This is a genomic window from Streptomyces sp. NPDC101118, from assembly GCF_044759445.1.
Lineage (GTDB): Bacteria > Actinomycetota > Actinomycetes > Streptomycetales > Streptomycetaceae > Streptomyces.
Map to the genome: position 1 here is coordinate 50,777 of NZ_JBIVZG010000029.1, position 20,238 is coordinate 71,014.

A 20,238-nucleotide genomic window follows, 5' to 3' on the forward strand; every position below is an offset into this window, starting at 1 on the left:
GGATCGCAGACGGCCGGAATCGTACGGACGCACTCGGAGGCGGACGCGCGCCGCCGTCCGTGCCGCGGTTCCGTGGCCGGCACCGCAGGCCGACGGCCCGGGATCCGGCGGATACCGGGCCGCTTGCCGTTCGGACGCCCTCCGCGCTCGATCAGCGGAACGCGTTGGCGGGGTGCTCGTTCGAAGTCGGATCGGTCCTCGCACCGCGAGGCGAGGGCGCCGCCCTCGGGGACACGGCTCTTTGTTCGGGAACCGAGGAGTCCGGTCCGGGCGGACGGAGCCGGCGGGGGAAGTCCGTGGAGGGGGTGCACCCTCTACGGCGCCGGTCGCGCGGAGTCATGCCCTTGGTGCACCCCGGCTCCGGTGGGGGGAGGGGGACTGCGGCGGGGCGGGTGGCGGGATCAGGCGTCCCACACCGAGCCGGTGACCGTGGCCGAGAAGACCTTCTTGCCGGCCTGCCGGCCCGTCACCTCCACCGAGCGCAGGAGGGGGTGGGATTCCGCTTCGGCCTCACTCGCCTCGACCCAGCACGGCTCGTCGAGCTCTGCGTAGCTGTGGAACTCGGTCGCGATGCCGAAGGGTCTGAAGCCGCCTTCGGGCAGCAGCCCGCAGGCCGCCTGACGGGCGGCCTCGACCAGGACCATGCCCGGGTGGTGGTCGTTGGCGTGCTCGAAGAGGATCGGGTGGCCGAGGTCGGGGTTGAGCAGCCAGCGGTCGGGGCGGTCCGACGGGGCGAGGACGACGTCGAAGGGCAGCAGCCGGCCGACCGCCGCCGGAGGGATGGGCGTCTGCCGCTCCAGCGGGGTGACCACGGCGCCCGGGCCGCGCTCGCCGCGCAGCCGCCGGTACGTGCTCGGCGGGACGCACGTGAAGCGGGCGGTGCCGCTGGCCGCCATACAGCCGTTGCGCCGGATGCTGACGTGCAGGAACCCGGAGAAGCGGTTGCCCTGCCACCGGAAGTTCGTACAGGTGGCGACGAGCTCCAGCTCGGTCGGGCTGGCGCCGATGCGCAGCTGCGCGAGGTCCGAGGTGAAGTCCAGGCTCCACAGCAGCACGTTGTGGCCGAGCGGGACCCCGTACACGGCGTGGCACAGGAACAGCCCCACCTGCCGGATGGTCTCCCCGGCCTGGACCGGGTCGTGGCTGCGGCCGTCGGCGCTGGTGAAGAACGTGTGGGCGCGGGGCCACTGGCCGGTCAGCGCGAAGACGTTGTCGCCGATGCGCTCGTAGCCGGTCAGGAAGACCTCGGCGAGGGAGGAGCGGTGTACGTACTCGCGCGGGACGGTGGTGGTGAGCTGAGGCGATTCATTGCAACGGGTCCACGACGCGCTGGATACCGGGTGGGGTATTGAGGGGGCGTCCTTCTGGAACGTCAGCAGGGTCATGGACCTCTCCACAGAGCCGGGTTGACGGATGGGGTGACCACTTCAGAACACGCAAGATACGTACTCTCCGGTATTGTTTGCAAGGTTCTCCGAGGGTCGTCTTTCACCCGGCCATCACACCGTCAACACGCGCGGTGATCGCCGGAGGAGGGGCGGAATCCAGCCTCCGACAGGGGAGTTCGGACGGCTGCGGCCACGACGGACCCATGCGCCCAAGCCTCAAGCGGCAAGCGGTATTCCGCTCTCGTGCCGCACCTGCACCGGGGGGCGGAGACGCGCCAGTCGGCACTGCCCTTTCGGCTGCCCGGCAGGGCTTGCGACCTGGGACGGGAGCTGGTGGCGGGGAGCCTGCCGGGATGCCAGACTTGGTTCCGCCGACGGATTGTCCAAAACCGTCCAGGCGGTTTGCACGAGGGGGGTCGCCAGCGCCGTTGGGCGACCCCCGACCGCCGACATCCCTGGAGAACCGATGATCCGTCAGTGCCCGATATCCATCGATCCGTCAGGCCGGGATCCGCACGGTGAGGCAGCGCTGCTCCGGGAGCTCGGTCCCGCCACGAGGGTGGTCCTGCCCGGTGGGGTGCCGGCCTGGGCGGTGGCCGGACACGCGGCGCTGCGCAGGCTGCTGGTCGACCCGCGGGTGTCGAAGGACGCGTACCGGCACTGGCCCGCGTGGATCAGCGGCGAGGTCGGTCCGGAGTGGCCGCTGTCCATCTGGGTGTCGGTTCAGAACATGATCACGGCCTACGGGGCCGAGCACACGAGGCTGCGCAAGCTGGCCGCCCTCGCCTTCACCGCGCGCCGGGTCGCCGCCCTGAGACCGCGCATCGAGCAGGTCGCCGCCGACGTGCTCGACGAACTCGCCGCGCTCCCCCCGGCGGACCCGGTCGACCTGCGGGCGACCTTCGCGCACCAGGTGCCGACTCGAGTGATGTTCGAGCTGTTCGGGATCCCGCGGAGCTCGTGGGCTATGCTCCACAAGATCATCAAGGGGTTCTTCGACACCGGCATCTCCGTAGAGGACGCCCAGCAGAACGCGATCGACCTCTACGAGACGATGGCCGCCCTGGTCGCCCACAAGCGGGCCAACCCGGCCGACGACCTGACGACCGGGATGATCGCGGCCCGGGACGACGAGAGCGGCGCACGCCTGTCGGAGAAGGAGCTGGTCGACAACCTGATCCTGCTCTTCACCGCGGGGTACGAGACCTCGGTCAACCTGATCTCCAGCGCCGTCCACCAGCTGCTGACCCACCGCGCCCAGCTCGGCCTGGTCCGCTCGGGCGCGGCCTCCTGGGAGGACGTGATCGAGGAGACCCTGCGCTTCGAACCCCCCGCGGCGTACGGGTTCCTGCGCTTCGCGGTCGAGGACATCGATGCGGGAAACGCGGTCATCCCCAAGGGGGACGCGATCGTGGTGTCGTTCGCGTCGGCCGGCCGCGACCCGGAGGTGCACGGCGAGGACGCCGCCGTCTTCGACATCACCCGGCCCACCCGGGGCGACCACATGTCGCTCGGGTTCGGGACGCACTACTGCCTCGGCGCGACGCTCGCCCGGCTGGAGGCCTCGGTCAGCCTGGCCGCGCTCTTCGACCGCTTCCCGGATCTGGCGCTGGCCGCCCCCGGGCGACGGCCGGCGAAGGTCGAATCCTTCATCTCCAACGGCCTGCTGGAGCTGCCGGTAACCCTGGGTGACGCTTCGCGGAACGATGTTGAGATCGAGGTGTGATCTCCAACGCTTGATAAAATACGGACCTTCTGGTTGGTTTTATAGGGGGGACATCGGTCTGCGCCCAGGATCGACCCACACCGGCCCTTGGACCATCGGAGGCACCGTGGCACGTCAGGAGCGTGCGGTACGTACGCGTCGCGCGATCTTGGAAGCGGCCGCGGCGGTGTTCGACGAGCGCGGCTACGAAGCGGCGACGATCTCGGACATCCTGTCGCGGGCGGGCGTCACCAAGGGCGCCCTGTACTTCCACTTCTCCTCCAAGCAGGAGCTGGCCCAGGGCGTCCTGGACGAGCAGTTCGGCGAGGCCGGCGTGCCGCCGAGAGCCAGCAAGCTCCAGGAACTCGTCGACGTGGCCCTGGTGCTGGCGTACCGGATGAAGCGCGAACCGATGCTCAGCGCGGGCGCCCGGCTCTCCCTGGGACCCGACATGCGCGAGATATTCGGCGGGGGATCGGTCCCGGGCTGGATCGAGTTCACCGAGCAACTCCTCGTACAGGCCAAGGAGCAGGGCGAACTGCTGCCCCACGTCGACCCGGCGGAGACGGCCTGGATCATCTCCGCCTGCTGGACCGGCGCCCAGGTCTACTCGCAGACCCTGACCGACCGGGACGACATCGAATTCCGGGTCGCGGGCGTGTACCAGCACATCGTCCCCAGCATCGCCACCCCCGCCGTCCTCGCCCGACTGGACATCGCCCCCGACCGCGGGGCCCGTGTGGTGGCCGAGGCGGAGCAGCTCAGGGCGGAGCCCGCGCTGTCCTGAGCGACCCCGGTCCGTACAGACCGAACGGTCTTGTTTGATCTTGAGAAAGTTGGTTTTGCGGCCCCTCGGCACTCCCGCCGAGGGGCCGTTTTGCGTTGCATGACGCCTTGACGGTTGTTCAAAACTCCAGGTCAGACGGGTTGTTGGCGAAGTTTGGCGCCCCCGCGCCCCGACAAACAGCGAAGCCGGTTTGGTATTGACAAACCGCCGGGCCTGTTTTTTACTCGCTTTCAGTGCTGGTCACATCCACGGACAAGGGGAGTACGGCGTGGACATCGCAGTACTGGGCGCACTGTCGGTGCGGGAGAACGGAATCTCCATCACGCCGACCGCCCCCAAGCCCAGACAGGTTCTGGCGCTCCTGGCGCTCCACGCGGACCAGGTGGTCCCGGTCTCGGCGCTGATCGAGGAGCTGTGGGCGGGCGAGCCGCCGCGCAGCGCCCGCACCACCCTGCAGACGTACGTCCTGCAGCTGCGCTCCCTCATCGCCACGGCCCTGGAGCACGGCGACCCCGGGCCCGGGGCGGACGCCGAGGACGTTCCGGCAGGCCCCGGCACGGTCCCGGCGCGGCGCCGTACGGCCAAGGACGTACTGGTCACCCTCCCGGGCGGCTACCTGCTCAACAGCGGCGGCGGCACCAGCGACGTCCGCGAGTTCGACCGGCTCGCGGGCATGGGCTACCGGGCCATGGACGCCGGGGACTTCCCCGGCGCGGCCCGCCTGCTGCGCGAGGCGCTGTCGCTGTGGTCCGGGCCCGCGTTCGCCGACGTACAGGGCGGCATCCAGCTCGACATGGAGAACCGGCGCCTGGAGGAGATCCGGCTGTGCGCCCTCGACCAGCGCATCGAGGCCGACCTCCGGCTGGGCCGCCACCGCGAACTGCTCGCGGAGCTCACCGTGCTGGCGAGCCGGTACCTCACCCACGAGAGCCTGCACGGCCAGTTCATGCTGGCCCTGCACCGCTCCGGCCGCCGCGGCGAGGCCCTCGACGCGTACCAGCGGCTGCGCGGCACGCTCGTCCGGGAACTGGGCCTGGAGCCCTCGGCGGCCCTGCGGCGCCTGCAGCGCTCCATCCTCATGGCCGGCCCGGAGAACCCCGGCGAACCGGCGGAGACCCGCGGCGAGCGCCTGGCCCGCGTGGGCTGACGCCCGCCCACCGCAGCCACCACCCCGGGCACGGGCCCGGGACCTGCCCTGAGCCGCGCCCCCGGGAGCGGCTCGCCCAGAGCGGTTCGACGCGGAACCGCACGAACCAGAGCCGGAGCATGACGACCAACCGCATGAGCAACCGCACGTCCGGCCGCGCCTCGGGCCGGACCCCGGTCCGAGGAGGCAACGCGGTGCAGGAAAGGTCGGAACGGACCCGCCGCAGGCTCGTCAACGCCGGAGCGGAGATGTTCCGCCGCAACGGCTACGCCAACGCGACCCTCGGCGAGATCGCCCTGGCCGCCGGCGTGACCAAGGGCGCGCTCTACTTCCACTTCGCCTCGAAGGACGAACTGGCCGAAGCCGTGCAGCAGCGCGGCCGCACCATGCTCAACGACTCGGTCCGCTCCCTGCGCGAGGCCGGCAGAGGCCCCCTCCAGGCGCTCATCGACACGACCCACTGGCTGGCCCGCACCCTCCACGAGGAGCCGGCGATCGCCGCCGGCTTCCGCATCACCAAGGAGTGCACCGGGCAGCAGCCGCACCTGGCGGACTTCCACCGGGCCTGGATCGCGATGGTCTGCACCCTGCTGCGGCAGGCCCGCGATGCCGGGGAGCTCCGGCCCGACCTGGGCTGGGAGAGCGCGGAGTCGCTGGTCGCCGCGGCGGCCTGCGGGATCGAGGTCATGTCGGGCACCGGCATGGTGTACGCCGAACTCAGGCGCAGGGTGTCCGCCCTGTGGACCCTGCTGCTGCCGCTTCTCGTGGCGCCGGGCGACGCGCGACACCTGCGCGTCGAGGCCCCGGACGAGTGGGAGGGCCCGGGCACCGCCGTGGCACCGGGCGTCCCCGTCGGCACGGGCGGCAACGCCGGGTGACCTGCCCCCGCGAGGGCCCCGCACCACGCCGGTGCCCCGCACCGTGAGCGGCCCGCGGAGGCGCGTTCACGCCGCCGTCGGGCTCCGGGGCGGACCCCGTGGGCCGACGGCGCGCTCGGCTCAGGCGGGCAGCTGCCGGGCCACGGCGGACCGCAGCGGCCCGCCCTCCGACCGCTCCGTCTTGCGCCCCTTGCTGCCGGGCGCCAGCGTCCCCGCGTCCACGGCCTCGGCCGGTGCGCCGGTGGCGTACAGCCCCTCCGGGTCGGTGTCCCGGTCGTGCGGCAGCAGCCAGAACACCCGGCGCCGGAAGGTGCCCGAGGACCGCGACGGCTTGGCCCCCGGCCCCAGCAGCGCGTACCCGACCATCCGCCCGTCGCGGTGGTAGGCGGGCCTGCCGCGCCGCGTCGGCAGCCGGTCCAGGCTCTGGCGGACGTAGTCGAGCCGGCTGATGTCCTCGAGCCAGACGAGGTCGATCTCGTGTCTGATCTCGTCCTCGCCGATGAGAGCGCTCATGCTGTCTCCTCGTGCGCGAGCAGGCCGATGCCCGGGTAGTACTTGCGCTGGTTGGACAGGATCATCTCCTTGGGAGACTCCAGCCCCACCACCTCGCGGACGCGTGCCGCGAAGGCCCGGGAGGAAATCGCCGGGGCGCCCTCATTCTGGCACCAGCTGCGATAGGCCGCGTAGAGCTGGGCCTGCTCCGCCCTCAGCTCCGGATCGATCCGGCACAGCTCCCCGAGGAACCGCCCGGTGTGGTCCTCCGTCTCGGCGTACGCGGTCGTGGCGATCCGCACCCGCTCGGGCCCGCTGAGGTCCCTGTCGCCGCCCAGGTACCGGCGCGCGCCCTCGATCAGCCAGTTCAGGATGCCCGGACCCTCCTCGGTGACGAGGATGTCCGCCAGGTTGTCGATCTTGCGGTCGTCGGAGACGACCCGCTCGAACGGGATCAGGCGCATGCGCCGCCAGAAGGCGAAGCCGCCGGTGCCCACCTCGGGCCGGTGGTTGCCGAGCAGCCACAGCTTGTGCGTGGGCTCGAAGCTGAAGAAGTCCTGCCGCATCCGCCGTGCCTTGATGCGGTCGCCGCCCGTGAGGAGCTTGACCCGCGCCTCGTCGAACCGGTCCCCCGGCTTGACCTCGGAGCACACGATGACGCGGCGGCCGTGCAGCTCGGCGAGGTCGGTCGGGTGGCCCTCGTACGGCCGTGCCATCAGGAAGCCCGGCGGCGCGGCGTCCGCGTAGTCCCCGAGCAGCTTGATCAGGACGTCCAGCAGCACGGACTTGCCGTTCTTGCCGGAACCGAACAGGAACGGCATGACCTGCGCGCCGACGTCCCCGGTCACCGAGTAGCCGAGGAGCAGCTGCAGGAAGCCGGTCATCTCGGCGCCCCCGGGGCCGTCCCCGAAGGTGTCGGTCAGGAACCGGTTCCAGCGCGGCGTCGGCATCGGCTGCGGCGGTGCGGTGGTGGACCTCGAGTGGAAGTCCTTCGTGGGCTCGGGGGGTCTGATCCGCCCGGTGCGGAGGTCGACGATCCCGGCCGGCGTGCACAGGGCGTACGGGTCGGCGTCCAGGCGCGAGGCGTTGAGCACCATGCCCGGGGCCGACTTGGCCTGGACGAGCATGGCGTTGATGCCGCTGGTGCTGAGCGCCCGGCGGCGGTGCTGCTGGAGGGACGCGGGCGTGTGCAGGCCGCGCGGGTCCTGGGTGGCGATGGACTCGGCCAGGTCGCCGGCTGCCCACAGGATGGTGTCGTCCTCGTCGATCTGCCAGCGGGTCGAGTCCCAGCGGTACCAGCCCAGGCCCGGCACGTGCCGGTAGTCGTTGGCGTACAGCTTGACGAACAGCTTGGCGTTGCCGCGGTCGGTCAGCGTGTCCGGCAGCAGGCCGTCCGCCGTCACCTCCCCTGCCCCCTGAGGCCCTGTGTGCCCCTCTGAGACCCTCACGGGCCCCACGGCCACCGCCAGGGCCCCCGCGGCCCCCTGAGCGGGCACAGCGGCCGTGTGGGCCAGGATCTGGGCCGCCACGGCCTGCGGGTCGAAGCCGACGAGCGTCTCCTGGACGGCTCCGCCCCCTGCCGGGGCGCCGTCCGGCACCTCGTCCTGGAAGCCCACGGACACCTCCTCGCCGAACAGTCCGGCGTCCGGCACGTCCCCGGACCCGGACCCGGACGGCCCGTCGTGGGCCTCCGTCACGGGGGCATGGTCCAGGGGCCCTTCGAAGGCCTCGCCGAAGGGCTCGTCCGGGGCTCCCAGCCGCGCCTCCGTGAGGCGCTTGTGGCGGTTCGTGGTCACAGGCGGCCCCCCGGGGTCAGCGGGCGGTGGGAGCCCGCGCTCAGCCCGCTGCGGATGATCGCGCCGCAGCGCCGTTCCTGTCCGGGCCGGGCGTGCTCCGCCGCGTCCTTCAGGACACGCTCCGCCTCGGCCGGGAGCAGCAGCCCGGCGGCGACCAGCCCTCCCGCGGTGTACGCGGCCCTGTTCAGCTTCTCGGAGAAGGCCGCCCCTTCGGGCACGGCGGCGCAGGCCGCCACCTCCTCCAGCACCGCGCCCAGCACGCGGCCGGCCGCACCGCGCCCGCCGCCGCCCGCGGCCACGACGGCCTGCTGGGCCCGCGGCGGGACGGGGCGCGGCGTGGGAACGTGTGCGGGCGGGAGGTGCCCGGTGCGCTCCAGTTCCCTGGCCAGCCAGGGCGGCAGGGGCGCCGGCTCCCTGACGGGGCCCACCGGCTCGTAGATCCCGGCCTCGGTCACGGTGCCCGGGGCGACGATGTAGCCGCCGTGGGCCCGTACGTCGACCTGCCAGGCGAGCGCGCGCGTGGATCCGGACGACCCGGCCGAACACTGCCAGCGGTGGCCCGGATTGGCCCGGTACCAGACGTGCAGGCCCCCGGAGGGCGTGCGGACCCGCAGCGTGGCGGTGTCCTGCGCCGGGGACGTCTCGCCGCGCAGCGCGGCCAGCACGCCGAGCGTGTGGAAGCCGTTGGCCAGGCCCTGCAGGTCGACGCCGTCCGCCACGGGGATGCCCGGCAGCAGGCGGTCCCGGGCGGGCAGCGGCTGCTCGTGCGCGTCGACGTCGATCACGACGAGGCCGGCCGGCCCGCAGGCGATCCCGACCCCGAGCCCGGGGTGGGTGCCCCACCACTGCTCGATGCGCGAGAAGTCCAGGGTGGCCGCGTGGAACCCGTGGCACCAGCGGCCCGCCCTCAGGCAGCCGCAGTCCTTGGAGGTGTGCCCGGGAGCCCGGCAGGCCTCGCAGTTCCCGGCGGGCGTCTTGCGGCCCGGCGAGAGCGGGTGCACGGGCCAGCCCTTGCTGGCGCACCACCGAGCTGTGGCCAAAGGCTGGCCAGGAGTGCGGCCCGCCGGGCGGACCTGGTCACGACGAGGGCCGGAATCCGATCCTCCGCTTGCCGGCCGCCCTGAGTCGCTGCGCGAATCCCGCAGCTCAGAAGCCATGCCCATCCCCCGCAGCGACCCAAGCGACTCAACGACGGACATACCTTAGCGAAGGTCATCCGAGGAAGAGAGCATCTGCGGCGACGAGAGCCACCAGGGTCGCGCAGCGACTCAGCGACCGAAGCCACCCACCCCCAGCGACTCAAGCACTTTCAGTCGCTCCCACAGTAGCTGCAAGAAACCGCAGGTCAGAGCCGTTTTCCCAACCCAGACAGCGACTCAAGCGACTCAGCGACTGAATATATGACGCGCACAGGCGCACGCGCACGCACACGCGCACACACGTGCGTTGCGCTTCATATACCCGCACCTTCAGTCGCTTCAGTCGCTATTCACCCCTCACACCTACTCTGACCTGCACTTTCTTCGAGCGACCCAGAGCGACCCAAGCAACCTTCAGTCGCTTTCCTTCAGTCGCTGAGCCGCTCCCCCGACCCCCGGGACCGCCCGAACACCCCCTCCGGCCCGCAGCGACCGACGCCCCTTCGGTCGCTGGCAGCGACTCAAGCGGCCCTGCACCCCACACCGAGCCCTCCCCGAGCGTTTGTACGAAAATCCGGCCCCTCGGTCGCTTCGGTCGCTGCCCCCGCCCCTTCGCAGGTCAGAGCACCACCGGCGGCACCCCCTCCTCCGCTCCGGGCCCGGAGTCGAACAAGGGGGCGGACGCGCCCGCCTCCGCCCCGCTCCGCCGGGCCCCCTCACAAAGAACTGGTGTGCCCATCCCGTATCCACGTGCGGCGTACTGCTGCACGACACCCGCACACACAGCCGCACCACGCAGGCTCCGAGTAGGGAATCAGCCACGGAAGACGCCGTCGCCGGGCCCGGGCACCAGGGTTCCGGCCAGCTCGAGCTGCGCTCGATCGGGACTCCACCCCGCTGTGAAGAACCTTGTGTAACAGTCCCGTCCGAGCCCCCGCTCCACGGCTCCTGACACCCTCAGCGAGATACCCATGACGACCCAGACCCCGGCACCATCTCCAACGAATTCGGACCTACCGCCCGCTACCTCCCCCACCGTTGCGAGCCGATACGCCGCCTTCGTCGCCGGCCGGCGCTCCAAGTGGGTCGTGCTCGTGCTGTGGCTCCTTCTCATGGGCATCGGTGGCTCGCTGGCCGCCGGCCTGGCGGACGTACAGGACAACGACCCCGAGACCTGGCTTCCGTCGAGCGCCCAGTCCACCAAGGCGGTGCAGCTCGCGGAGGAGCACTTCGCCGACAAGGACTCCAGCTCCGCCGTCGTCGTCTACGCCCGCGAAGGCGGCCTCACCCAGGCCGACCTGTCCAGGATCGACAGCGACCGAGGCCGTCTCGGTGAGGTGGCCGCCGGCCAGGTGTCCCCCGCCGTGGTCTCCGAGGACAAGGTCGCGGCCTTCGTCAGCGTCCCGCTGCGCACCTCGCCCAGCGACGTCAAGGTGCTCACCGACGGGGTGAAGGAAGTCGGCAAGGTCACCTCCGACGGCCTCCCCGCCGGCCTGGACGTCAAGATCACCGGTGAGGCCGGCAGCATCGCCGACTTCGCCGACGTCTACTCCGGCATGGACGGCGCCCTCATGGGTGCAGCGCTCGGCGTGGTGGCGCTGCTCCTGCTCATCACCTACCGCAGCCCGGTGCTGTGGCTGATCCCGCTGATCGCCGTGGGGCTGGCCAGCCAGGTGGCGAGCGGCGTGGTCTACCTCCTCGCCAAGCACGCGGGCCTGGTCGTCAACGGCCAGAGCGCCTACGTCCTGATGGTGCTGGCCGTGGGTGTCGGCACCGACTACGCCCTGCTGCTCATCGCCCGCTACCGGGAGGAGCTGCACCGGACCGAGGACCGGCACACCGCGATGGCGCTGGCAGTGAACGGCTCGCTGCCGGCTCTGGCCGCCTCCGCCGCGACCGTGGCGATCGCCACGCTGTGCCTGGTGTTCGGCAGCATGAACAGCACCAAGGGTCTGGGGCCGGTCGTCGCCATCGGTGTGGTCGTCGTGTTCTTCGCCATGACCTCGCTGCTGCCGGCGCTGCTGGTGATCCTGGGCCGCTGGGTGTTCTGGCCCGTCAAGCCGCGCGTCACCCCGGGTTACGACGCGAACTCGGCGCAGGGGCACGGCAGGTGGGCCAAGATCGCCGGGGCCGTGGGCCGGCGCCCGCGCGCGGTGTGGATCGGCACGGCGCTGGTCCTGGGCCTCATGACGCTGGGCCTCTTCAGCGTGCAGACCGGCCAGACGCAGGCGGAGCAGTTCACCAACAAGGTCGGCTCGGTCACCGGACAGCAGCTCCTGGCCGAGCACTTCCCGGCCGGCTCGTCCGCTCCCGCGGACGTGTACGTCCCCGACGCCGGCGCCGAGGCCGCTGCGGCCACCGTCGCCAAGGTGCCCGGCGTGTCCTCCGTGAACACCCAGGCGGCCAAGGGCGGCTGGACGCACCTGACCGCGGTGCTCCGCGACGCGCCGGACTCCGCGGCCGCCAAGGACACCGTCCGGGACATCAGGGTGGCGCTGGACGACTCCGACGGCCCGGCGGCCGACGCGGTCGTCGGCGGGCAGACCGCGGTGGCCCTCGACGTCTCCGAGGCGCAGGGTGACGAGGAGGCGCTGCTCATCCCGCTGATCCTCGCGGTCGTGCTGGTGATGCTCCTGGTCCTGCTGCGGGCGGCCATCGCCTCGGTGCTGCTGCTCGTGTCCGTGGTGCTGTCGTTCGGGGCGGCCGTCGGTACGGCCTCTCTGATCTTCCACGCGCTCGACCACGCGAAGATCGACCGCGGGCTGGTGCTGTTCGGCTTCATCTTCCTCGTCGCGCTGGGCGTCGACTACACCATCTTCATGATGACCAGGGCCCGGGAAGAGGTGGCGCTGCGCGGCCACCGCGAGGGCATCCTCACCGCGGTGACGGTGACCGGCGGCGTCATCACGTCGGCGGGCGTGGTGCTGGCTGCCACGTTCCTCGTCCTCGCGGCCATCCCGACGGTGAGCGCCCTGCAGCAGGGCCTGCTGGTGGCGGTCGGCATCCTGCTCGACACGTTCCTGGTGCGCAGCCTGCTGGTTCCGGCTCTGGCCCTGGACCTGGGCCCGCGCATCTGGAAGCCGGGTCTGACGGCACCGGAGGCGGCGCCGGCCGAGCCCGCGAAGAGCCGGTCCGAGGCTCCGTCCACCTCCGACGTGCTGGTCTGACGTCGAGGGTCGTACGGCCCGCTGACCACGGATCCACCCGGGACGACGTGAGCGGCCGTCCCTCTTGCTCCGAGCCACGGAGCAAGAGGGACGGCCGCTTGCGTGTGCCGGAGCACCGGCGCGGGCCCGGAGCCGGGTACGCGGAAGGGGCCGCCCGGTCCACGACCGGACGACCCCGCGAGAGGATCTTCAGCAGGCTCCAGGGAGTGCCTAGCCCCAGTTCTGGCCCGCGGGCTCCTGGATGGTGACGTTCAGCCGGTTGAAGAAGTTCGTCGTCGCGATCATGAGGATGAGCGCGGCGAGCTGCTGCTCCGTGTAGTGGTCGGTGGCCGCGTCCCAGACCTCGTCCGGCACGCCCTCCCCGCTGCGGTCGGCGAGCCGGGTGGCGGCCTCGGCCAGCGCCAGGGCGGCACGCTCGGCGTCCGAGAAGAACGGCGCCTCGCGCCAGGCGGCGACGGCGTGCAGGCGGTCGTCGGTCTCCCCCGCCTTCTTGGCACCGGTGGCAGCGGCGTGGACACAGGCGCTGCAGCCGTTGATCTGGCTCGCGCGGAGGTGCACCAGCTCCAGCGTCTGCGGGTCGACGCCGCCCTGGTACATGGCCTTGTAGAGGTTCTGGATGCCGGCCATGGCATCCGGCAGAACCTTGGCGGGGTTCGTCATACGAGCCTTCATAAGGTGCTCCCTAAGCGGTGTTCTCCGTCGTCACCACACTGACGGATCCCGCCCCGCCGATGTGACCGGCGAACGGCGAAACACTTTCGAACACAGGCACGGGCATCCTTCTGACCAGCAGTGATTAGTGATCCTCAGTCAGGCCTGAGGCGCCGCTCGACGGATCCTCAAGTGAGCCTGTGTCACGTCTCGACGAATCCTCGTGCGTTTCCGTGCCGCCGCTCAGGTCACGGGCGACCGGTGCCACACCGCCGGGCCGGCTAGCCGCGGTCCGCACCCGGTTCGGCAGCGTCGTCCGAGGGCGTCCTGGGCTTGGTGTGGAGGACCTCGCGGGCCTGCTCGGCGGCGCGGGTGATGCTCTCGGTGACGAAGTCGACGAAGCGGGCGATGTTCTCGAGGCGGATGGCGGCCGGGGTGCCCGGGCCGAGAACGCCGACGCCCTGCCGCGCGGCGTCGGCGAGCTGGGCGCTGCCCCGGGCGCTGGCGAGCATCGACTGGTACCAGACGTCGTCGTCGACGAAGTAGCGCTCCCGTCGCCGCTCGTCGCGCTCCCTGCTGATGAGGCCCTGGCTCTCCAGGAACGCGACCGCCTTGGAGATGGACGCCGGGCTGACCTGGAGGCGCTGGACGAGCTCCGACGCGGTGAGGCTGCCCTCGTCGGTGGTGTAGAGGCAGGTCAGCACGCGGGACATCATCTTCGGCAGACCCTGGGCCATCATCAGCGTCGTGAACATCTCCTCGTACTCGCGCACGGCCTCGGAGTCGCGACCGTAGGCCTGCGGAGCCGCCTCCGCCCCGCTCCGGGGCACGGCCTGCCTGCGCCGGTGGGCGCGGCGCTCGGTGGCGCGGTGGGCGAGGTCGGCGCGGTAGCCGGTGGGGCCGCCGTTGCGCATGACCTCACGGGTGATCGTCGAGGTCGGGCGGTCGAGGCGCCTGGCGATCTCCGCGTAGGCGAGGCCGTCGGCCAGCCCCAGCGCGATCTGCTGGCGGTCCTGCTGAGTGAGCCTGCCTCCCGGCATTGCGATCTCCTTCGTCTCTGCTTGGCACCTCCACTATAGCGTTCACTCCGATCCCATTGCAACGTCATTCCACCTTACTGTTGCATTGAATGGATCACCATTGCAACGATTTCCTCACTCTGACCTGCTAAAACAAGAATCATGCGCAACGAGCCTGTTGAGCAATCTTCGAACGCAACGTAGCTTTCCGTCATCAGAAACAACGAGCCGAAGGAAAGCACGATGCAGAAGTTCGCCACCTCCGCCCCCATCTCCGCCGTTCTCGACATCCCCGCCGGGCGGATCCAGTTCATCGCCGCGGACCGCACCGAGACCACCGTCGAGGTCCTGCCGGCCAACCCCTCCAAGGGCCGCGACACGAAGGCCGCCGAGCAGACCACCGTCACCTTCTCCGACGGCGTCCTGCGGATCACGGCCCCGGCCGCCGAGAACAAGCTCTTCGGCCCCACCGGATCCCTGGAGGTCACCGTCCGGCTCCCCGCCGACTCCCACGTCGAGGCGAAGACGGCGGCCGCCGAGCTCCGCGGCGTCGGGCGCCTGGGCGACGTGGCCTTCGAGGGCGCGTACCGCCAGATCAAGATCGACGAGGCCGCGAGCCTCCGTCTCACCGCCACCGACGGCGACGTCGAAGTCGGCCGGCTCGGCGGCCCCGCCCAGATCAGCACCGCACGCGGCGACATCCGGATCGCCGAGGCCATGGGCGGCACCGTCGTGCTCCGCACCCAGTCCGGTGACATCTCGGTCACGGCTGCCCGCGGCGTCTCCGCCTCGCTCGACGCCGGCACCGGCTACGGCCGCGTCAGCAACGCCCTCAAGAACGACGGCACGCCCGCTCTCGACATTCAGGCCACCACCTCGTACGGCGACATCACCGCCCGCACCCTCTGAACCTCGATCCCCGACCGACAGCCTTCGAAGGAGCACACCCCATGACCACCCCGGCCATCACGGCGAACGGGCTGCGCAAGTCCTACGGCGACAAGGCCGTGCTGGACGGCGTCGACCTCACCGTCCCCGAAGGCACGATCTTCTCCCTGCTCGGCCCCAACGGCGCCGGCAAGACCACCGCAGTCAAGATCCTCTCCACCCTCATCTCCCCCGGCCCCGACTCCGGCGAGATCCGCGTCGGCGGCCACGACCTCACCGCCCACCCGCAGGCGGTACGCGCCGCGATCGGCGTCACCGGGCAGTTCTCCGCCGTCGACGGCCTGATCACCGGCGAGGAGAACATGCTCCTCATGGCGGACCTCCACCACCTGTCCAGGAGCGAGGGACGGCGGGTCGCGGCCGAGCTGCTGGAGCGCTTCGACCTCACCGAGGCGGCGAAGAAGCCCGCCTCCACCTACTCCGGCGGCATGAAGCGCCGCCTCGACATCGCCATGACCCTGGTCGGCAACCCCCGGATCATCTTCCTCGACGAGCCCACCACCGGGCTCGACCCCCGCTCCCGCCACAACATGTGGCAGATCATCCGCGAGCTCGTGTCCGATGGCGTGACCGTCTTCCTCACCACCCAGTACCTGGAGGAGGCCGACGAACTCGCCGACCGCATCGCCGTGCTCAACGGCGGCAGGATCGTCGCCGAAGGCACCGCCGAGGAACTGAAGCGGCTGATCCCCGGCGGCCACGTCCGGCTCCGCTTCGCCGACCCGGCCGCGTACCGGAACGCCGCCTCCGCACTGTCCGACGTCCAGCGGGACGACGAGGCCCTGTCCCTGCAGATCCCCAGCGACGGCACCCAGCGCGAACTGCGCTCCGTCCTCGACCGGCTGGACGCCGCCGGCGTCGAGGCGGACGAGCTGACCGTGCACACGCCCGACCTCGACGACGTGTTCTTCGCCCTGACCGACAGCGCCACCGTCCCCCACCAGTCCAAGGAGACCGCCCGATGAGCACCGTGCAGACCCCCGCCCGCCCGTCCCGGCTCTCCCTCGCCGTGCGCGACTCGTCCACGATGCTGCGCCGCAACCTCCTGCACGCCCGGCGCTATCCGTCGCTCACCCTCAACCTGCTGCTCACGCCGATCATGCTGCTGCTGCTCTTCGTCTACATCTTCGGCGACGCGATGAGCGCGGGCATCGGCGGCGGCACCGCGGACCGCTCCGCCTACATCGCCTACGTCATCCCGGGCCTGCTGCTGATGACCATCGGCAGCACCGTGATCGGTACCGCCGTGTCCGTCGCCAACGACATGAACGAGGGCATCATCGCCCGCTTCCGCACGATGGCGATCCACCGCCCCTCGGTGCTCGTCGGACACGTCGTCGGCAGCGTGCTGCAGTCGGTCGCCAGCGTCGTCCTCGTGGGCGCGGTCGGCGTGGCCATCGGCTTCCGGTCCACCGACGCCACCGCCCTGGAGTGGCTGGCCGCGTTCGGACTCCTCGTACTCTTCGCCCTCGCACTCACCTGGATCGCGGTCGGCATGGGCCTGGTCAGCCCCAACGCCGAGGCCGCCAGCAACAACGCGATGCCGCTGATCCTGCTCCCGCTCCTCTCCAGCGCCTTCACCCCGGTCCACTCGATGCCGGGCTGGTTCCAGCCGATCGCCGAGTACCAGCCCTTCACGCCCGCCATCGAAACCCTGCGGGGCCTGCTCCTCGGCACCGAGATCGGCCACAACGGCTGGCTCGCCGTCGCCTGGTGCCTGGGACTCTCGGTACTCGGCTACTTCTGGTCGACCGCCACGTTCAACCGCGACCCGAAGTAACCCCGATGACCGCGCGGGCCGGCTCCCGCCATCCGTCACACGAGGGCGGCGTACACCGACACCGGTCGGAGTGCGCCGCCCCGTCGGCGTTCCCGGCCCCACGACCTAAGCTGCGCACCAGCCCACCGATGAAGGAGCAGCCATGGCCAAGGTGACCGTCTCCCTCGACGCCGATCTGGCGATCGAACTGATGCTGCTGTCCGGTACGACCAACCCCCAGGACGCCGTCGAACTCGTCGCCCGCGACTACCTGGCCCGTGCCCACCGCACCGAGGCCCGCACCGGCGACGCCGCCGACGCCCACCGCACCGCCCGGCCGACCACCCCCGTCCAGGAGGGCTGACCCGAAGGACCATTAACGGCGTTAACGCTCACCGCCCCGAGGCACCGGACCATTAACGCCGTTAACGCTCCCCCACCGTCGCCGCTCGGCACCCCGACGCGCACCGGCGCCCCCTCCCCCGGGACCTCCACGGCCCGCCGGCGCGCCGCGCCCCAGCGCCTCCACCCGTAGCCGGAAAGAAGTTCCCCGCACCTGTCACATCCGCGTCCCCCGCCGGGTCAGTGCAGTGAAGGACACCGCACCAGCAGCCCACCCCCGAGGGAGAACGCCATGTCCACCGCCCACACCGTCGTCACCGTCCTGGCCGCCGCGATGGCCGGCTTCTCGGCCTACGCCCTGCTCTCGCGCGCCGCTTGGGTCGTCGAGCCCCTCGCCGAGTACGGCGTCCCGCGCTCGTGGTGGACCCCCCTCGGCCTGGCCAAGGCCGCCGGCTCGCTCGGCCTCCTGGCCGGCTTCCTCGTACCGGCCCTCGGCATCGCCGCCGCCATCGGCCTGGTCCTGTACTTCACGGGCGCCGCGCTCACCGTCCTCCGCGCCCGCTCGTACGCCCACGTCCCCTTTCCCCTGATCTACATGGCCCCCGCGGTCGCAACGCTGGCCCTCGCGTGACCGACCGGAATCCAAAATTCCACTAGTTAACGCCGTTAACGCCCCACCCCCAACCCCCGGAACCGTTAACGGCGTTAACACCCCCACCTCGCACCGCCCTCGAACTTCGTTAGCAAAATGGCGTGTCAGCTCCCCCTGCACGCCAGAACGTTAGTAAAGTCCCTCTCATGACTTCGCCCTCGTCCCCGCCCGACCGCGACAAGGTCGTCTCCAAGCTCACCCCCTGGCTCCGCCAGGAGTTGAAGATCCGCACCGCCCAGCTCCGCGTCGACATCCAGGACGCCGTCCACCAGGGCATCGCGGACTGGAGCTCCCTGGCCTCCGCCCCCGCACCGGTCGACACCTCGGGGGCGGAGTCGTTCTCCACCTGGCTCCCGGCCGGCCAGTGGGACGCCTTCCGCGCCGACGCCAAGCACCGCGGCGTCTCCCTCATCCAGGGCCTCGCCCAGTCGGTCCAGCTCTGGCTGGAGAAGAACCCGGCCCCCAGCGTCCAGCGCCCGTCCGTCGTGCGCCGCATCGTCGTGTGCAACCAGAAGGGCGGTGTGGGCAAGACCGCCATCACCGCCGGCACCGGCGAGGCACTCGCCGAGGACCCCAACACGCTCCACCCGGTCCGCATCGCCCGCCAGCTCGCCCTCCAGAACGAGGACGACCCGGCCGTCGACCGCGAGGACCTGCCCGGCCTCGGACTGCGCGTCCTGCTCGTCGACTTCGACCCCCAGGGCCACCTCACCAAGCAGCTCGGCCACGACCCGCTCCCCATCGGCGGCGACAGCCTGACCCGCCACATGGCCGGCGAGGCATCGGGCCCGCTCCAGGACCTGGTCGTCTCCATCGAGGACGAGCGCTTCGGCGACCGCCTGCACCTCCTCCCCTCCTGCACCGACGCCTTCCTCCTGGACGTCCGCCTCTCCACCGTCCGGGCCCGCGAGGCCGCCCTCGAACGCGCCCTCGCCCCCCTGGAGTCGGAGTACGACGTCATCCTCATCGACTGCCCGCCCAGCCTCGGCCTGAGCATGGACGCGGCCATCTACTACGGCCGCCGCCGCCCTGCCGAGCAGCCCGGCGCCTCCGGCGCGCTGATCGTCGTACAGGCCGAGGACTCGTCCGCCGACGCGTACGACCTCCTCACCTCCCAGATCAACGACCTGCGCGACGACCTGAGCCTCGACATCGACTACCTCGGCCTGGTCGTGAACCTCTACGACGGCCGCCGCGGCTTCATCGCCACCAGCTCCCTCCAGGCCTGGATGGACATAAAGGATCCGCGCGTCGTCGCCATCGTCCCGGACCTCAAGGAGCAGCGCGAAGCGGTCCGCGTGAAGCAGCCCCTCTTCGTGTACGCGCCCAAGGGCGACCAGGCCGTCGTACTCCGCGCCCTCGCCCGGGAGATCTCATGAGCAAGGCAGACAAGCTCGGCGCCTCGGCCTCCTTCGCCCGGGCCCAGCCGGTGAACGTCAGCTCCCGCCGCGCGGCCATCGCGGAGGCGACCGGCGCCCCCACCTCCGGCGTCATCCCGCCCTCCGAGGTTCCCATCGAGGCCCTGACGCACAACCCCTTCAACCTCCGCGAGGAACTCACCGAGATCGAGGAGATGGCGGAGTCCCTCCGCGTACGGGGCCAGCTCCAGCCCCTCGCCGTCGCGACCCGCATGGCGTTCATGGAAGCGCACCCGGGTCAGCTCGAAGGCCTCGGCCGTGCCCCGTACGTCGTCATCGACGGCAACCGGCGCCTGGCGGCCGCCCAGCTCGCCGGCCTGACGAGCATGCACATCCACGTGAACGACTCCCTCGCGACCAGCGCCGCGGACATCCTCGAATCCGCCCTCATCGCGAACGTCCACCGCGTCGACGTGGCCCCGATGGACCAGGCCCGCGCCCTCCAGGAACTGGTCGACGTCCACGGCTCCCAGGCCAAGGTCGCCAAGCGTCTGGGCAAGACGCCGGCGTGGGTCTCCCAGCGCCTGGCCCTCCTCAACCTCACCCCGCCCCTCCAGGAGAAGGTCGAGACGGGCGAACTGAAGGTGGAACCGGCCCGCCGCATCGGCCGCCTCCCCCAGGAGGAACAAGCGGCAGCGGCAGCGGAGACCGTTAACGCCGTTAATCCCCCGCGCCAGCGAACCCGCCCCACCGCGCCAACTCCTTCCCCCACCGCCCTCACCCTCCCCACCCCCACCCCCACCCCGGAGGCCATCGTCGAAGCCCTCACCACGACCCTCGCCCCTTCGGACCTGGCCAAGGTCGCCGAACTCCTCTCGGCCCGCCTCTCCTGAGCACGTGGGGGGGGTTTACCCCGGAAACGGGGTTAAACCCCCCCCCCCGGTGCCAGTTGGGTTAAGAAGTGGGTGCAAAATAAATTGTTTATGTTGGCCACCAAAACCACAAAAACA

Annotated in this window: 18 protein-coding genes; 12 read left to right on the forward strand and 6 right to left on the reverse strand. The window is 71.2% G+C overall.

All coding sequences use genetic code 11. The annotated features are described in order from the left end of the window. Positions 1 to 401: 401 nt before the first annotated feature. Positions 402 to 1,385 (reverse strand): ScbA/BarX family gamma-butyrolactone biosynthesis protein, encoded by a 984-nt coding sequence (locus ACIQUQ_RS32430; protein WP_403983219.1) that lies wholly within the window; start codon positions 1,383 to 1,385, stop codon positions 402 to 404. A 469-nt stretch (positions 1,386 to 1,854) separates the two neighbouring features. On the opposite strand from ACIQUQ_RS32430, the gene ACIQUQ_RS32435 reads away from it, so the two are divergent. The 4 genes from ACIQUQ_RS32435 to ACIQUQ_RS32450 all read left to right on the forward strand — a co-directional run bounded on the left by ACIQUQ_RS32435 (position 1,855) and on the right by ACIQUQ_RS32450 (position 5,905). Beyond that, positions 1,855 to 3,114: a cytochrome P450 gene (locus ACIQUQ_RS32435; protein WP_403983222.1), complete on the forward strand. Its 1,260-nt coding sequence runs from the start codon at positions 1,855 to 1,857 to the stop codon at positions 3,112 to 3,114. Positions 3,115 to 3,220: 106 nt separating this feature from the next. Next, the gene (locus tag ACIQUQ_RS32440) at positions 3,221 to 3,880 is read left to right on the forward strand and encodes a ScbR family autoregulator-binding transcription factor (RefSeq protein ID WP_403983224.1); all 660 of its coding nucleotides are present in this window, start codon (positions 3,221 to 3,223) and stop codon (positions 3,878 to 3,880) included. Positions 3,881 to 4,148: 268 nt separating this feature from the next. Continuing rightward, a complete protein-coding gene (locus tag ACIQUQ_RS32445; protein WP_403983227.1) occupies positions 4,149 to 5,027 on the forward strand; it encodes a BTAD domain-containing putative transcriptional regulator in 879 nt (292 codons plus the stop codon). A gap of 119 nt (positions 5,028 to 5,146) precedes the next feature. After that, positions 5,147 to 5,905, forward strand: a complete 759-nt coding sequence (locus ACIQUQ_RS32450; protein ID WP_403983229.1) for a ScbR family autoregulator-binding transcription factor — start codon at positions 5,147 to 5,149, stop codon at positions 5,903 to 5,905. Positions 5,906 to 6,025: 120 nt separating this feature from the next. On the opposite strand, the gene ACIQUQ_RS32455 is transcribed toward ACIQUQ_RS32450, so the two are convergent. The 3 genes from ACIQUQ_RS32455 to ACIQUQ_RS32465 all read right to left on the reverse strand — a co-directional run bounded on the left by ACIQUQ_RS32455 (position 6,026) and on the right by ACIQUQ_RS32465 (position 9,194). Further along, entirely contained in the window at positions 6,026 to 6,418 is a 393-nt protein-coding gene (locus tag ACIQUQ_RS32455; protein ID WP_399958273.1) for a DUF6009 family protein, read from the reverse strand. Continuing rightward, positions 6,415 to 7,845 (reverse strand): phage/plasmid primase, P4 family, encoded by a 1,431-nt coding sequence (locus ACIQUQ_RS32460; protein WP_403983274.1) that lies wholly within the window; start codon positions 7,843 to 7,845, stop codon positions 6,415 to 6,417. The genes ACIQUQ_RS32455 and ACIQUQ_RS32460 overlap by 4 nt, the downstream gene beginning before the upstream one ends. A gap of 344 nt (positions 7,846 to 8,189) precedes the next feature. Beyond that, positions 8,190 to 9,194, reverse strand: a complete 1,005-nt coding sequence (locus ACIQUQ_RS32465) for a bifunctional DNA primase/polymerase (RefSeq protein WP_403983234.1) — start codon at positions 9,192 to 9,194, stop codon at positions 8,190 to 8,192. Between the two features lie 1,232 nt (positions 9,195 to 10,426). Here ACIQUQ_RS32465 and ACIQUQ_RS32470 point away from each other — a divergent pair. After that, positions 10,427 to 12,499, forward strand: a complete 2,073-nt coding sequence (locus ACIQUQ_RS32470; protein ID WP_403983236.1) for an MMPL family transporter — start codon at positions 10,427 to 10,429, stop codon at positions 12,497 to 12,499. Between the two features lie 210 nt (positions 12,500 to 12,709). Here ACIQUQ_RS32470 and ACIQUQ_RS32475 read toward each other — a convergent pair whose 3' ends face one another. Next, positions 12,710 to 13,171: a carboxymuconolactone decarboxylase family protein gene (locus ACIQUQ_RS32475; protein ID WP_403670226.1), complete on the reverse strand. Its 462-nt coding sequence runs from the start codon at positions 13,169 to 13,171 to the stop codon at positions 12,710 to 12,712. Positions 13,172 to 13,431: 260 nt separating this feature from the next. Beyond that, the gene (locus ACIQUQ_RS32480) at positions 13,432 to 14,190 is read right to left on the reverse strand and encodes a helix-turn-helix domain-containing protein (protein WP_403983239.1); all 759 of its coding nucleotides are present in this window, start codon (positions 14,188 to 14,190) and stop codon (positions 13,432 to 13,434) included. Positions 14,191 to 14,412: 222 nt separating this feature from the next. On the opposite strand from ACIQUQ_RS32480, the gene ACIQUQ_RS32485 reads away from it, so the two are divergent. The 7 genes from ACIQUQ_RS32485 to ACIQUQ_RS32515 all read left to right on the forward strand — a co-directional run bounded on the left by ACIQUQ_RS32485 (position 14,413) and on the right by ACIQUQ_RS32515 (position 20,121). After that, positions 14,413 to 15,078, forward strand: coding sequence for a DUF4097 family beta strand repeat-containing protein (locus ACIQUQ_RS32485; RefSeq protein ID WP_403983241.1), 666 nt, complete (start codon positions 14,413 to 14,415; stop codon positions 15,076 to 15,078). A 41-nt stretch (positions 15,079 to 15,119) separates the two neighbouring features. Further along, complete coding sequence (locus ACIQUQ_RS32490) at positions 15,120 to 16,082, forward strand: ATP-binding cassette domain-containing protein (protein ID WP_403983243.1); 963 nt, start codon at positions 15,120 to 15,122, stop codon at positions 16,080 to 16,082. Continuing rightward, on the forward strand, positions 16,079 to 16,897 hold the full coding sequence (locus ACIQUQ_RS32495) for an ABC transporter permease (RefSeq protein ID WP_403983245.1): 819 nt from the start codon (positions 16,079 to 16,081) through the stop codon (positions 16,895 to 16,897). The genes ACIQUQ_RS32490 and ACIQUQ_RS32495 overlap by 4 nt, the downstream gene beginning before the upstream one ends. 142 nt (positions 16,898 to 17,039) lie before the next feature. Beyond that, positions 17,040 to 17,240, forward strand: a complete 201-nt coding sequence (locus ACIQUQ_RS32500; protein ID WP_403983248.1) for a hypothetical protein — start codon at positions 17,040 to 17,042, stop codon at positions 17,238 to 17,240. A 270-nt stretch (positions 17,241 to 17,510) separates the two neighbouring features. Further along, the gene (locus ACIQUQ_RS32505) at positions 17,511 to 17,849 is read left to right on the forward strand and encodes a DoxX family protein (RefSeq protein WP_403983250.1); all 339 of its coding nucleotides are present in this window, start codon (positions 17,511 to 17,513) and stop codon (positions 17,847 to 17,849) included. A gap of 167 nt (positions 17,850 to 18,016) precedes the next feature. Continuing rightward, positions 18,017 to 19,249 (forward strand): ParA family protein, encoded by a 1,233-nt coding sequence (locus tag ACIQUQ_RS32510; RefSeq protein ID WP_403983252.1) that lies wholly within the window; start codon positions 18,017 to 18,019, stop codon positions 19,247 to 19,249. Further along, positions 19,246 to 20,121, forward strand: a complete 876-nt coding sequence (locus tag ACIQUQ_RS32515; RefSeq protein ID WP_403983254.1) for a ParB/RepB/Spo0J family partition protein — start codon at positions 19,246 to 19,248, stop codon at positions 20,119 to 20,121. The genes ACIQUQ_RS32510 and ACIQUQ_RS32515 overlap by 4 nt, the downstream gene beginning before the upstream one ends. The last annotated feature ends 117 nt before the right edge of the window (positions 20,122 to 20,238 follow it).